This window comes from Chroococcidiopsis thermalis PCC 7203 (genome assembly GCF_000317125.1).
In the GTDB taxonomy this organism is placed as follows: domain Bacteria; phylum Cyanobacteriota; class Cyanobacteriia; order Cyanobacteriales; family Chroococcidiopsidaceae; genus Chroococcidiopsis; species Chroococcidiopsis thermalis.
Genome location: NC_019695.1, coordinates 893,647 through 907,907, shown reverse-complemented (window position 1 = coordinate 907,907; position 14,261 = coordinate 893,647). Strand labels below are relative to the sequence as shown.

Genomic DNA, 14,261 nt, shown 5'->3' with positions numbered 1-14,261 from the left:
AAAATACAAAAATATTACTTTTTAAAGTCTAAAGATTATACAAAACATGAAGATAGCATACACAACCACTTATAATGCTCGCTCTTTAGGTACGCAAGGCTGTAATGAATGGTCGGGAACAGGTTATTACATAGCTCAGTCACTCAAGCACCAGGTCGCCAGCGACATAGAGTATATTGGTTCTCTAAAAAATCAATTGACGTTGAAAGCTAGGCTAAAATTGAAGCGGCACTATCACGAGCTTTTTCACAAAACTTATATCAAAACTACGGAACCAATACTTCTTAAGAATTACGCCAATCAGGTTGCTAAAAAACTAGCTCAAAGTGATGCAAATATTATATTTAGTGCCACGGTAGATCCGATCGCATATCTTGAATGCCAACAGCCAATTATTTTCTGGGCAGATGCAACTTTTGCTAACTTAATAGATTTTTATCCCCAATATAGCAATCTATGTCAAGAGTCAATTAGCAACGGACATTTAATGGAAAAAACTGCTCTCCAGAAATCTAAACTAGCAATTTATTCATCTGAATGGGCAGCTCAAACCGCTATTGAATATTATCAAGCCGATCCAGCAAAAGTACAAGTTGTGCCTTTTGGAGCAAATATTGAAAGTAGTAAAACTCTTTACGAAGTTAAAGATTTAATTGAACTCAGACCCTTAAATCCATGTAAATTGCTATTTATTGGAGTTGATTGGTTCCGTAAGGGGGGAGATATTGCCCTTAAGGTTGCTCAGGAGTTAAATAACTTAGGTTTGAGTACAGAGCTAACAGTTATTGGCTCTCAACCTATTGTAGAAGGTTCTCTACCTAGTTTTGTTAAACCTTTGGGGTTTATTAGTAAATCTAGTCGCGAAGGTCAAGAGAAAATCCATCAACTTATTGGCGAATCTCACTTTCTAATTTTGCCCTCACTGGCAGATTGTTCGCCCATTGTTTTATGCGAAGCGAATTCACTAGGCGTACCTTGTCTGTCCACTAAAGTTGGTGGAATTCCGACAATTATTAGAACAGGTTTAAATGGTGCAACGTTTGACAAAGCAGCCGATATTTCGGAGTACTGTAAATATGTAATTCATCTATTTACTAACTATAACGAATACAAAGATTTGGCACTTTCTGCTTTTAATGAATATCAGACGCGACTTAACTGGAAGGTGGCTGGGCGAACCGTGAAAAAATTACTGGTGGACAACCTAAATTAGAACTGGAGATTTCAGGGGCTAATATGTTTACTTTTAAGAGTTATTTTTATGAAAAATAAACCATCAGTTAGCATCATCATCAATAACTATAACTACGATCGCTTCTTAGCAGAAGCAATTGATAGTGCCTTAAGCCAAACTTATCCTCATACTGAAGTCATTGTTGTCGATGACGGATCTACAGATAATTCTCGCAATATTATTGCTAGTTACGGCGAGCGTATCATTCCTATTCTGCAAGAAAATGGCAAACAAGCAGCCGCTTTTAATAGTGGATTTGCTATGAGTCAAGGCGAAATTATTATCTTCTTAGACTCTGACGATTATCTTTTGCCTCATACTGTCGAACGCATAGTTTCTATTTGGAAACCACATTTAGCTAAAGTACATTACCGCTTAAATGTAGTTGATACCTTTAGTCAATTTTTAGGATACTCCTGTCCGCAAGGTGCATTATTATCGACTGGCGAGGTATGGCGCAGATTACTAGAAGTTGGTGGTTATGATAGCACGCCTACTAGTGGCAACGCACTCAGTCGCAAAGCACTAGAACAAGTCTTCCCGATTCCTGATGAATATAAATTAACTGCTGATGATTACTTATCAATTTCAATTCCTTTTTATGGAGAAGTAGCAGCGATTGAAGAACCTTTAGGTGTGTACCGAATTCATAATAGCAATCAGTGGGCTTTAGCTACAGTAACAGGCGATCGCTTTCATAGATTTGTCCGACACGACTTACAAAACTATTCCCTGCTATTACAAAAAGCAAACGAATTAGGATATAAATTACCAAAAGATTTAGAACAACGAGCTATCGGACGGTTATGGTCGCGGATTATTTCCTTACGGTTAGATCCTCAAAATCATCCGATTCCCTTAGATCGACCTCTCTCACTCGTCTATCAGGGAATTCGTTCGCTTTGGAAATACTCGCACTTTAATTGGCAAAAACGATCGATCTACAGTCTCTGGTTTATTTGGGTGGGATTTATGCCTTTAGCTTTAGCAAAACCAGCGATTACTTGGTTATACGCGCCGCATTTTCGCCCCAAAGCGATCGCTTGGATAATTACAAAAATTCAGGCGCAGGCAAATCGGTCGAAGTTATCTAGTAGTAAAGCATAACTATTTATACATAATAAATATTATGAAAACAGTAGATTCTATTCATAGCAATAAAACAAAATTTAAAACCAACTCTTGTCTGCGAGTTCTTTTTGTCAGCCACGCTTATGTAGTAGGTGTGAATCAGGGGAAACTTCAGGCGATCGCAGAAATTGATGGAATTGAAGTCGGTTTATTGGCTCCTAATAACTGGAAAGCATTGGAATGGAATCGCCGACTTGAACTAGAAACACCGTACTCAAAAATTCAAATTTACAGCGCACCCGTGTTGTTTGCTGGTCGTGGCGGCGCTCATATTTACGCACCTTGGCGAGTTTGGCAAGTGCTGAACGATTTTCAACCTGACATAGTACAAGTCGAAGAAGAAGTTTTCTCAATGTGTGCGTTTGAGCTAGCAATTTGGACGCGAATAACAGGCAAGCAATTAGTTGTATTTGGGTGGGAAAATATGGATCGCAACCTACCTAGATTTCGCCGTTGGGTACGTCAATTTGTACTGAATTCAGCCAGCGCCATTATTGCAGGGAATCATGGAGGAGCCGATTTATTGCGTCATTGGGGATATACAAGAAAGATCGCAATTATGCCTCAGATGGGAGTAGACACGAATTTATTCGCGCCGCAATTATCCCAAGGCGATCGCCAAGAGTTTCATATCGGTTTTTTAGGACGATTTGTTGCGGGAAAAGGAATAGACATCTTATTTACCGCTGTTAGTCAACTGCGACAACGGGGTTTCAATTGTCGCGTCATCCTCTGCGGTTCTGGTACGAGTGAAGCAGATTTGCGTCAGGAAGCAGAAAAACAGCAGATTGCTGACTTGGTAATTTGGGAAAAAGCAGTAAGACATGAAGCAGCACCGATCGCAATTGCGCAATTTGACGTACTTGTACTTCCCTCACGCACAACTCCCACCTGGAAAGAACAGTTCGGTCATGTATTAATTGAAGCAATGGCAATGGGTGTACCTGTTATCGGCTCTAGCAGTGGCGAAATTCCACACGCGATCGGACGATCTGACTTGATATTTCCAGAAGAAGACGCAGACCGATTAGCAGCAATTTTAGAGCGGCTAATTTGCGACTCAAATTGGCGACAAGAAGTAAAAAATTACTGTTTGAACAGAGTGCAACAGCACTACTCGCACGAACGAATTGCAGCGCGATCGCTTCAACTATGGCAAACATTAAGGGAATGGGGAGTAAGGAATAGGGAGTGGGAAGAGATCGTCGATAACTGATAACTGATAACTGATAAGGGGTTTAAAAATGCGCGTCGCGATCGCACGAACAATGGCTGAATTTAGCATTGATGTCCATACCAACGGTTTAATTTCAGGACTCAAAGCTGTCCGTCCCGATTGGGAAATTATTGAATTAGCACCGCGTTCTTTCGATCGCAATAATTCTTCCTGGTTGCTGAGAGTGCAGAAATATTACGAACGTTTCTGGCGCTATCCTCGTAGAGTTAAACAACAAACAGCCGATATTTTTCATATTATCGAACCTTGTGATGCTCATCTCGTCTATTGGTTAAAACAGACTGGTCAACCTGCGATCGTTACTTGTCACGACCTGATTAACTTTTTCTACCGCGATAATCTTAAAGGTTCGGTACAATTACCACTAGTTAGTAGAAATGCTTGGATTTATGCAGTTAAAGGCATGAAATATGCCGATCGCATCATTGCTGTTTCTAGTGCAACCGCTAAAGATACAACTCAAATATTAAATATTGAGCCAGCGCGTATTAGTGTTATTCCTAACGCTGTTGAAGCCATATTTAGACCTCTATCTAAAGTAGAAGTTGAGTCATTTCGCGCTCGACAGGGAATTGACAAGGAAACATTTTGTCTTTTAAATGTTGGCGTAAATCATCCCCGTAAAAATATTTCTAATATTTTACAAGCAGTAGCATTTTTAGTTCAAAAAGGTTTGCCAATACAATTTTGGAAAGTAGGGTCGGATTTTAACACCGAGCAAAAAGAGTTTATCCAAAGTCATAACTTAACTAAATGGATTAAATATTTTGGAAAACCAGATAAATCGACCTTAATACAGTTATATAATGCTGCTAATGTTCTAATTGCTCCTTCATTACACGAAGGATTTGGAATCACTATTTTAGAAGCAATGGCTTGCGGTACTCCTGTCATTACTTCTAATGCCTCTGCTATGCCTGAAGTTGTTGGTGATGCTGGGATTTTAGTTAACCCAAACAATCCAATGGAAATTGCAGACGCAGTAATTTGTTTGCAAAAAGATCCAACGTACTACCAAGACCTTGTAAACAAAAGTTTGCATAGAGTTAAGTCATTTACTTGGGAGAGAACAGCAGAGCAAGTAGCTAAAGTTTATGAAGAATTACTAAGTACCAGAGCGTCCAGCGATCGAATTGTTTCTAGTAATTACTTAAAAATTACAACGGGGAGGAAGTAGTAAAATGATTGCAATGTCTACAAAAGATTTAGTTAGAAGAACATTACCCCCTTCGGCTGTTATTCACTTAATGGCTGCGATGCATTACCGTAAAGGTGAGCCTGAGTTAAAAATACTTAAATCGCTGGTCGATCGCCAGAAAAATAGTATTGACATTGGGGCAAACAAAGGAATTTATACTTATTTTCTAGCTCGGCTTTCGCGCCATGTCTTTGCTTACGAACCCAATCCAGAACTAGCAGAATTTATTCATAAATCGGGTCGTTCCAATGTGAGCGTCTACGCGATCGCTCTTTCCAATCGTTCGGGACAAGCAAATCTATCAATCCCACTTGTCGATAAATTTTTATATGACCAACTTGGAAGCTTAGAAGAAAAAGCTGTTCCTCAAGGTAGTAAAACATATCAAGTTCCATTAAAAACACTTGACGAGCAAGGTCATACAAACGTTGGCTTTATCAAAATTGATGTAGAAGGGCATGAAGCAGCTACAATTGATGGAGCCAAAAATTTATTGATAACTCAACGCCCAAATCTTTTGATTGAAATCGAACAAAAACATCATCCAGATTGCGATATTTCTGAGATATTTGCGAAGATTCTAGCTTTAGGTTACAAAGGTTTCTTCTTGCTAGATGGAGAGCTTAAGAGTTTAGATAACTTTTCTCTCAAAAAACACCAAAACATCGAGAATTATGCCGGGTTATCCTCTCTAGGAAAAACCTATATCTGCAACTTTATTTTCCAGCCTTCCCAAAGTTAGTTAACAAAAAATTTTATAACCTTACTCCCGCACCCGAACATGAAAATATTAATATCTGCATACTCCTGCGAACCAGGTATGGGTTCCGAGCCTGGTATCGGTTGGAATATTGTTCGCGAGGCTGCCAAATATCACGAAGTTTGGGTACTCACTCGACCTGATGAAAGCCAGAATGAGATTGAGGCAGAACTAGCACGCAACCCTGTCCCCAACCTTCACTTTATTTATTTCACTCTCCCCTTTTGGTACGATAGCCGCCGATGGGGACACTCTGGCGGAATGCAACTGCATTATTACTTATGGCAAATTCAAGCATATTTTGTGGCTCGTCGCCTGCATCAGAAAATTGGCTTTGACCTGACGCACCATGTGACTTTTATGAAGTATTGCAATCCTTGCTTTCTATCTTTGCTACCATCTCCCTTCATCTGGGGACCAGTAGGAGGTGGAGAGTCTGCGCCAAATACCTTCTGGGAAGATTTTAGTTGGAAAGCCAAAATTTACGAAATTACCCGCAGCTTAATTCGCAAGTTGGGAGAGATAGATCCCTTCGTACATCTGACTACCAAAAAGAGTACTGTAGTTCGAGCAACAACTAAAGATACAGCCGAGCGGCTGTATAAAATAGGCGCAAAGCAGGTACAAATCTTGCCAGGATTCGGATTACCTGAAGAAGATATGGCGCTTCTGACTCAATATGAAATACCTGACGAGACACCAGTAAGGTTTATCAGTATCGGTAGGCTTTTACACTGGAAAGGCTTTCATCTGGGACTGCGTGCCTTCGCTCAAGCAAATTTACCCAATACAGAGTACTGGATTGTTGGAGAAGGACCGGAATGCGATCGCCTGCAAATTCTAGCACGAGATTTGGGTATCGATCGCAAAGTAAAATTCTGGGGTAAATTACCGCGTGAAAAAGCTTTAGACCTCTTAAGAGATTGCCACGTATTAGTTCATCCCAGTTTGCATGATTCTGGAGGATGGGTATGTATGGAAGCAATGGCAGCAGGTCGTCCCGTTCTCTGTTTGGATTTAGGAGGTCCAGCAATTCAAGTTACAAATGAGACTGGTTTTAAGGTTCCAGCTCTCGAACCATATCAAGCTGTACGCGACCTCGCAGCAAGTATGATTCACTTAGTTAAAGATCCAGAACTGAGAATTAGTATGGGTCTTGCTGCACGGAACCGAGTCAGTCAAAACTATAGCTGGAACGCTGTCGGCGAAGATTTGAACAAGCTTTATGCAGAAGTCAAGCGTCAGAAGCCAGGAGCCAGAATGACTAAATAGCTCCTAAAATCCTTGTCTCTTAGAGTCACGTCTGATACATGGCAATACATATTTAAGGGAGCATCTCGATATGCATATTCTCATTGCTGCTTTACACAGACCTTCCAAACCTACTGGTGTTTGCAGACACGCCGCAAATTTAGCTCAATGCTTAGCTGATACAAAAGAGGTCACTAAAGTAACTTTGATAGTAGGAGCATGGCAAAAGCATTATTTTAAAACATTTTTTAACTCCAAAAAAATTAATTTGATCGAAATAGATATTGAGAATAGTGCGTTGGCAAGAAATATGTGGTTTTTATTTGGTTTGCCAAAATTGGCTAACCGTCTCTTGCCTGACTTAGTTTATATGTCATTTCCTTTCCCCTTTGTAAGAGAGCTGTTCTCATCTCCTGTGATTTCTACGATTCACGATTTATATCCTTATGAAAAACCTGAAGTTTTTGGATATCCAAATGCAATTTTCAACCGCATATTTCTGAAGCAATGTATAACAAATAGCGACGGTCTAGTTTGCGTGTCTAAATCTACTGCAAGCAGCCTGAAATTATATTTTCCAAATCTTCATCTACGTAAACTAGTAACTGTTATTTATAACTACGTGAGTTTGGAAGGCTTAAAATCTAATTCGTCAATTCACTTACCAATTAGCGATCGCGATTCTTTTCTATTAAGTATTGCGCAACATCGAAGCAATAAAAATATCAATCTAGCAATTCAAGCTTTTTGGTTGTTAATTAAAAACAAGTATTTAAAAAATACGACTAAACTAGTCATTGTGGGCAACAATGGACCTGAAACTGAAAAAATTCAGCAGTTAATTAATCGACTCTCCCTTCAAGAACTGGTATTACTGCTTGATTCTATCGAAGATAATGAATTATGTTGGCTGTATCAAAATTGTGAAATGTTTATTGCCCCTTCGTCGCAAGAAGGTTTTTGTTTGCCTCTAGCAGAAGCTATGCATTTTTCTTGTAAAATAGTTTGCTCTGACATTCCAATATTTAGAGAGATTGGCTCTTCTAACTGTACTTACTTTGACTTGCAAGGAGATCCAGTAAAAAATCTTTCTCAAGCAATGATTAATGCTTTAGAAAAACCTCTCAGTCAAACTGCAAAAGACTTGCGTTTTTCTAAATCAGATGTAGCCGCTCGTTATCTGAAATTTTATGCTGCGATCGCTAGAAAGAGTCCATTACGTGTTGGTATTTTGCAACGAGTGCAAACTAGTTTTGATAAAATCAGTACCGATAACCAAAATCAATCTACATCGAAAGTTAAAAAGTTTAACCAATAAGATAGGTGAACGTAGATATTTATCGTAAAAAAAAGGCAGAAGGTAGAAACAAAATAAATTTGCTCTTTAATTATGTCCGAATACTTAACTCCTAACATTTAGCGGAGGGAAATGAGTAGATGCAACCCTTACCTCAAAAAATGGATTTAGCGATCGGCACTAGAACCATAGCAAAAAAGAAGTATATTATTAAGAGTTCAACTCTGATATTTTTTGCCTTTGCTACTGCTTTTTATTCTCGAATTTTTTGTACGATAACTCGCGCTCCTTCATTTCTCAATTTTTTTCATTTTTTGACAGTTGGGTTTGCGCTTGCAGTGGTGCTAGTCACTAACCGCAGTAAAGATCGTAAACAAATTGCGATCGCCAGTTTGCTTTCATCTGCTATCCTGGTTCTGCTGGGAGCTATGCTTGTCAGCGCGCTTGTCAACAACGCAGGTTTTATCAATGTAGTTTTTAACTTTTTAATTCTGGCTGAGCCATATCTATTCCTACTAGCAATAGTTTGTATTCCCCTATCATCCGCCAGCATTAAAAAAATTAGAAATTGGACGTTAATTTCAGCTTTGATTAACTTTTTGTTAGCTGAAATTCAGAAACCTTTATTAAGTGCTGGCTTACTATTTGCAGCAAATGGAATGGATGAAACGGATGGCGTTCAAGGAGTTTTCTTTGCAACAGGAGCAGGCGGTTATGTCTCCACTGCCGTTTCCGTAAGTGCTGCTTTATATTTCTTGCTTTTTTTTAAAACAGCTCCCCTCTGGCTACGAATACTTAGCTTAATTGGTGCAGTTCATCAGATATTGATTGCAGATACAAAACAGGTAATTTTAACTTCAGCATTAGCTTGGATGTTGTTAGGTTTAAGCCAAACTCGAAATGTTAAAAAGTTTTTAATGTATGCAACCTGTATCGTTCTCGCGATCGCCGCTTTTATCTGGGCTGCATATAATCTAGAAGCTTTTGAGGTTTACAAATATTGGTTTTCTAGATCCGACATATATGAGAATTCTGAGACTGGCGGACTTGCCGTCAAAATGCAAGGAATTCATATGGTACTCGCCCATTGGCGATCGCCCTTAAATTGGTTATTTGGGCTTGGACCAGGGCATACACTTGGCAGATTAGGAGGATGGTCAATTCGAGAGTATTGGCATTTATTAAGCCCGCTAGGAGCTTCCAATCCTCCTCTATATGACGACATCTGGAAGTTTATCAATGGGAATTGGATTGCTTTGACAACAACCTTGTATGTTCCTTTGTTCAGTTGGGCAGGAATTTGGGGAGATTTAGGTTGGTTTGGGCTAGGAACTTATTTGTATCTTGGCTTCATTGTATGGCGCAATCTTTGCTTAGATGATTTCAGTAGGTTTCTCGTACTTACTGTAGCAGTTTACGGTTTTTTTCTAACTCAAATGGAGGAACCAGGTTTTATGCTTACTATTGCTCTTTTCATCGGTATTCGATGGCATGAAAACAGAAAAAAGGCGTTAAAACAGTAACGGTTACTACACGTTCGTATTAAAATCAACTCAAGTCGCCAAAGTTTCTGACATCACCGTTTCAGTCTAGATCCAGCTTTCCAAATCTTAGCGCCCCGTTCGTATGCCCCGATATCGGGGGCGCTACCCACAAACCCGTCCGTCACCCCAGTAATTGCCATGCCTGCATTGATCGCGGGCGAACCAGATTGTAAGGTAAAATCTGGGATAGATTTTGAATCTGTTGTAGTAGCTTTGGTGAACTTTGGATCGGTTGACTGAAATAAATTGTGAGACTGCTGGCTGGCAGTTATACTCGTCGAACTCCGCAAAATATTGTTGCGCGCTTCAACAGTTTTATCTGTATATATTGAACCGAGAAACGTATTGTTAAAAATCCGATTGTATCCGCGTGGACTACCTGCGACTAGATAAAAGCTATCCTTGCCCCCTGTAATATTCCATACAACATTGTGATGAATCGTACTGTTGTAGCTTTCAATATCTAAATAGATGCCTCGCGTGCCCCAAAACGGACTGAATGCTTGAGTATCTCGAATCCAATTGTGGTGAATAGCTCCGCCTGCAAGATTGACATAGCAACAGATATAGATTGCCCCTAAGTCGGTACTCAACATGCCAAAGCGAGAAATATCGTTGTAAGCAATATCGATTTTGTTACCATCGAAACCTGCGGTATGCCAATCAAAACTGATGGCATCGCGTCCAGCTGCTTCGATTGTATTGTAAGTAATCCGGTGACCAGTACCGTTGATGCGGACTGGGGCGGCGTAAGATGCCATATAATTGCTGTTAGCAATAATATTATTCGTCACCCTATGTCCAGTACCTTCTAACAATACGCCATTGCCAGAACTCCATTCCACAACTGAGTTTTTCAGCGTATGCTTGCTACCCCGTAACTGTATACCAGTGTCGTGTGCGTGAGATGCAACGATTAAACCATCATCAGAATTAGGTGCTTGCTCGGACTTCGGTAATGGTGGTAGGGTCATGTGGTGCGATACGTACTTAGCACGGATGCCATCAATCACGACACCTTGACTCGCATTGCTGGTGGTCACTGTACTGGCAAAAAGCTTCAAATTACGCAGTACGATATAAGAGCGATCGCCCAGATCGAAAGCAAAGTTGCGCTGCTTCACCTCTACTGAGTTAGGACTCGTACCACCAAGAGTCCAAAGATAGAGGGCGCGATCGCTACCATCATAAAACCATTCGCCTTCACTATCGAGCAACCCCAACTTGCCAACTAGATAGAACCAATATCCACCTCGATCCCAAGGGGCAGTCATTTGTGCTGTCAGCTTTCCCGCAGTACCACCCGTTATCGTCCCGGTGCGAGTGACATACCAATCATTCGTCCATACCGTAGCACCAGCCCAACCCTCTGCTAAATTGGGAATTTCAGCGTTTTCTACGATCGCCGCATTACCACCCTGGCTTCTGACACCACCACCCGCCAGTTTCGGACGCAACGGATCTCTTCCCGTGTTGGGCCACCGCGCTTCTGGCATCATCTCGCCATTGACAAATACTTGATTGGCAAAAAAGCCCGTATCGTTATATCTATTTGTGGGTAAAGACGCATTCGCACGGAAAATAGAACCGCGAAACACCTGCCATCCCTCAACCGGGTTCGCACCGGAGATCGTTACGTCCTCTTTGTTGTACGCTGCAAATGTTATCGGTGTAGTCGATGATGTCCCTGAATTTGCGGGGCGAATTGTTTCGCGATAAATTCCAGCTCTTAATAAGCAGGAGTCACCAGGCTGAGCGACATTAGCACACTTTTGCACTGTTTGAAATGGGCGCTCCAACGTACCAGGATTATTATCTGAGCCTTTTGAGGCGACGAAATACTCGCGAGCAACATTCGCAGCATCAAGTGGCGAACTACTGAGTAAATATCCATGCGGATTATCAGAGCGATCTGAGGCAGATATACTGAAGCTGATAAGAATACCAGTGGCAAACAATAAAATTCTCAACTTATTCATGCGATCGCCCGTAAAGCCATAGCTCGGAGTACATTTATGTTGAAATAGCTGAAAGTTAGTGCCATCGTATTCACGGAATACTTGAGTGCTGGATAAATTTTTGATTGTTTTAACCAGGTGGTGCAAATACAAGTACGGGTAAAGAGTGAGGGATTATAAACGAAAAACTTTTCCCTCAATGCTGATTACCCAAGGAGTACCATTCGGTTCGACTGCTATGCCAGTAGCAGCACCAGGGAGTGTCGTCCACTTAGAACCTTGGCGTGAAAGTATTTCAAAACCACCAGCACCAGCTGACTTGCAACCTAGTATCCAAGCTGAGCCATTTTCTCCTACTCCAATCTCCTTTGCACAACCGGAAACTTGTTGCCAACTGTCGCCACTACGTTTGTAAATCTGCCCGCTGGAATTGACAATCCAAGGAGTACCATTCGGTTCGACTGCTATGCGTGCAGCAGCGCCTTCAACTCGATTCCATTGGGAACCTTGCCATGAAAGAATTTCAAAATCCTTAGCTCCAGATTGCTTGCAACCTAATACCCAAACAGAGTTATTTCCTACTGCAATATCTCTCGCACAACCTGCAACTTGTTCCCATCCATTGTTACCGTTGCCTTTGTAGATTTGTCCGCCTGAGTTGGTTATCCAAGGAGTACCATTTGGTGCGACTGCTATGTCGCTACCAAAACCTGGAATCATATCCCACTTAGAACCGTTCCAGGTAAATAAGTAAAAATCCCCCGATTCGTTTGCTTTACCGCAACTTACCATCCAAACAGAGCTATTATTGCCCACGCCAAGATCTTTTGCACACACTCCGGGAAATTGCTTCTGTACTGACGTTGCTCGATCTGCACATTGAGTCGTTACAGATGCTAAACATGACAAAACAATGATTTTAAAAATCGTTCGTCCCAGTTGAAAACGCATAGATGGTTAATTGAATTGTATGATTTGTATGGCGGAAAAATTTGCTATTTCGATCGCATCTTCATAGATCTATCATCAGATACTTGTCCTTGCAGAAGAAAAAAAATAAGAGATATTTTATAATCGATTCCTAGTCGAGTGTTTCGATCGCCATAGCTCCGATCGCAGTTGTTACAGATAAGATCTAGAGAGAACGCGATCGCACTCAATTAAAACTCAAAATGACAAATTTGCGGCAATCAAACTCTAAAATTAATCATTTTCAGGCGATTGGCAAAAAATTAACGCGCGTCTTGCGGATTAGCGCTACCTTACTCACCTCATATTACGCTTATATGTTGGAATATCGGGCAGAGCTATTTTTATGGGCTTTGTCTGGTAGCCTACCGCTGATCTTAATGGGGGTATGGACGCAAGCAGCCCAAAGCGGACAATTCGGCTTAACGCCTATAGACTTTGCCCGTTACTTCCTCACAGTATTTCTGATCCGACAGTTTACTGTGGTGTGGGTCATTTGGGAATTTGAGAAAGAAGTCGTCGAGGGACGGCTATCTCCCCGCTTGCTTCAACCTTTAGATCCGGTATGGCATCATGTATTTTCTCATATCTCTGAAAGATTTGCTCGCTTACCATTTGCGATCGCCCTGGTCGGTTTGTTTTTCTTCCTCTATCCGCAAGCGTTTTGGATACCGAGTTTAGGTAGTTCGATCTTATTTATAATTGCCGTTCTGCTGGCTTTTACTCTGCGGTTTCTAATCCAATATACTTTTGCTTTGTTTGCTTTTTGGACGGAAAGAGCAAATGCGATTGAAAATTTCTGGTTTCTATTTTATCTGTTTTTCTCGGGTCTAATTGCACCTTTAGAGACGTTTCCGCCAATTGTGCGCAATATTGTTCTATGGACTCCTTTTCCCTATCTGATTCATTTTCCTACTTCCTTAATCGTGGGTTTACCAGAAAATGTAGGGCGGGGTTTTTTAATTACAGTAGGTTGGTGCGCGCTATTTTTCGGCTTAAATCGTTGGTTGTGGCGACGGGGGTTAAAGCAGTATTCTGGGATGGGAGCTTAAGAGATTATGTCGCGCAAAGTCACCAAGATTGCTTTGCGCCTTTGCGCCTTTACGTGAGATTAATTAAAAGACTTGCTTTTCGTGTAGAACTACTAGAAGATGTAGGACGGCGATCGCATTTATCCAATTTATGACCGATATCCCTCAGCCAGGGCAAATATCACCAAATTTTACTGCTATCAACCAGGATGGTAATTTAGTTAGTTTAGCCGATTTTGCCGGACAATGGCTGGTACTTTACTTTTACCCTAAAGATGATACGCCTGGGTGTACGACGGAAGCAAAGGATTTTAGCGAGTATACACAGGAGTTTAGCAACCTGGGAGCGAAGGTTGTCGGCGTGAGTGTTGATTCTCAACAGTCTCACTGCAAGTTTATTGCCAAACATAATTTGTCAATTATACTTCTGAGCGACCCCGAACATCAGGTTGCTGATGCTTATGGGGCGTGGCGATTGAAAAAGTTTATGGGGAAAGAGTATATGGGTGTCGAACGTTCTACTTTTGCGATCGCACCTGATGGAACTATCGCTCATACTTGGGCAAAAGTCAAAGCCAAAGGTCACGCGATCGCCGTTCTCAATCGTCTGCAAGAATTAACGATTTGACTTCTCCCTGGTCTGAAGACACA

General features: G+C 41.1%; 12 protein-coding genes. 10 read left to right on the top strand and 2 right to left on the bottom strand.

Annotated features, from left to right (window positions below):
- The first annotated feature begins 46 nt into the window (after positions 1 to 46).
- The 8 genes from CHRO_RS03965 (at position 47) to CHRO_RS03930 (ending at position 9,631) form a co-directional block, all read left to right on the top strand.
- A complete protein-coding gene (locus CHRO_RS03965; protein ID WP_015152893.1) occupies positions 47 to 1,213 on the top strand; it encodes a glycosyltransferase family 4 protein in 1,167 nt (388 codons plus the stop codon).
- Positions 1,214 to 1,261: 48 nt separating this feature from the next.
- The gene (locus tag CHRO_RS03960) at positions 1,262 to 2,341 is read left to right on the top strand and encodes a glycosyltransferase family 2 protein (protein WP_015152892.1); all 1,080 of its coding nucleotides are present in this window, start codon (positions 1,262 to 1,264) and stop codon (positions 2,339 to 2,341) included.
- Positions 2,342 to 2,363: 22 nt separating this feature from the next.
- A complete protein-coding gene (locus CHRO_RS03955) occupies positions 2,364 to 3,581 on the top strand; it encodes a glycosyltransferase (protein WP_015152891.1) in 1,218 nt (405 codons plus the stop codon).
- A 28-nt stretch (positions 3,582 to 3,609) separates the two neighbouring features.
- Complete coding sequence (locus tag CHRO_RS03950; RefSeq protein ID WP_015152890.1) at positions 3,610 to 4,779, top strand: glycosyltransferase family 4 protein; 1,170 nt, start codon at positions 3,610 to 3,612, stop codon at positions 4,777 to 4,779.
- Positions 4,780 to 4,783: 4 nt separating this feature from the next.
- On the top strand, positions 4,784 to 5,542 hold the full coding sequence (locus CHRO_RS03945) for an FkbM family methyltransferase (RefSeq protein ID WP_015152889.1): 759 nt from the start codon (positions 4,784 to 4,786) through the stop codon (positions 5,540 to 5,542).
- A gap of 39 nt (positions 5,543 to 5,581) precedes the next feature.
- Positions 5,582 to 6,832, top strand: a complete 1,251-nt coding sequence (locus CHRO_RS03940; RefSeq protein WP_015152888.1) for a glycosyltransferase family 4 protein — start codon at positions 5,582 to 5,584, stop codon at positions 6,830 to 6,832.
- Between the two features lie 70 nt (positions 6,833 to 6,902).
- Entirely contained in the window at positions 6,903 to 8,129 is a 1,227-nt protein-coding gene (locus CHRO_RS03935; protein WP_015152887.1) for a glycosyltransferase family 4 protein, read from the top strand.
- Positions 8,130 to 8,248: 119 nt separating this feature from the next.
- Positions 8,249 to 9,631, top strand: coding sequence for a hypothetical protein (locus CHRO_RS03930; RefSeq protein ID WP_015152886.1), 1,383 nt, complete (start codon positions 8,249 to 8,251; stop codon positions 9,629 to 9,631).
- Between the two features lie 53 nt (positions 9,632 to 9,684).
- Here CHRO_RS03930 and CHRO_RS03925 read toward each other — a convergent pair whose 3' ends face one another.
- On the bottom strand, positions 9,685 to 11,757 hold the full coding sequence (locus CHRO_RS03925; RefSeq protein ID WP_181824269.1) for a right-handed parallel beta-helix repeat-containing protein: 2,073 nt from the start codon (positions 11,755 to 11,757) through the stop codon (positions 9,685 to 9,687).
- Between the two features lie 27 nt (positions 11,758 to 11,784).
- On the bottom strand, positions 11,785 to 12,561 hold the full coding sequence (locus CHRO_RS03920; RefSeq protein WP_015152884.1) for a tectonin domain-containing protein: 777 nt from the start codon (positions 12,559 to 12,561) through the stop codon (positions 11,785 to 11,787).
- A 335-nt stretch (positions 12,562 to 12,896) separates the two neighbouring features.
- Between CHRO_RS03920 and CHRO_RS03915 the strand changes: the two genes are divergently transcribed.
- On the top strand, positions 12,897 to 13,631 hold the full coding sequence (locus CHRO_RS03915) for an ABC transporter permease (protein ID WP_318266167.1): 735 nt from the start codon (positions 12,897 to 12,899) through the stop codon (positions 13,629 to 13,631).
- A gap of 130 nt (positions 13,632 to 13,761) precedes the next feature.
- Entirely contained in the window at positions 13,762 to 14,238 is a 477-nt protein-coding gene (gene bcp / locus CHRO_RS03910) for a thioredoxin-dependent thiol peroxidase (RefSeq protein WP_015152882.1), read from the top strand.
- The last annotated feature ends 23 nt before the right edge of the window (positions 14,239 to 14,261 follow it).